This is a genomic window from Hwanghaeella sp. 1Z406, from assembly GCF_048892425.1.
Taxonomy (GTDB): Bacteria; Pseudomonadota; Alphaproteobacteria; order UBA8366; family Aestuariispiraceae; genus Pacificispira.
Window position 1 is genome coordinate 1 of record NZ_JBLZHU010000037.1, and the last position, 347, is coordinate 347.

1 protein-coding gene is annotated in these 347 nt (G+C 56.8%); it reads right to left on the reverse strand.

The genetic code is table 11. The features are described 5' to 3' along the window. Window positions 1–279 (reverse strand): ubiquitin family protein (locus ACOSDR_RS20255; protein ID WP_420732350.1); only part of this gene is annotated, 279 nt, incomplete at its 3' end. Window positions 280–347 lie beyond the last annotated feature (68 nt).

The following is a 347-nucleotide window of genomic DNA, read 5'->3' on the forward strand; positions in this document are numbered from 1 at the left end:
GTGCTTGATCTTCTTGGGGGTGGTGTAGACCTTCTTCTTGCGCTTCTTACCACCACCACGCAGACGTAGGACGAGGTGAAGCGTGCTCTCCTTCTGGATGTTGTAGTCGGACAGGGTGCGGCCATCTTCCAGCTGCTTGCCGGCAAAGATCAACCTCTGCTGGTCAGGGGGGATGCCCTCTTTATCCTGGATCTTGGCCTTCACGTTCTCGATGGTGTCACTGGGCTCCACCTCCAGGGTGATGGTCTTGCCAGTCAGGGTCTTCACGAAGATCTGCATGCCACCCCTCAGACGGAGGACCAGGTGCAGGGTAGACTCCTTCTGGATGTTGTAATCAGAGAGGGTGC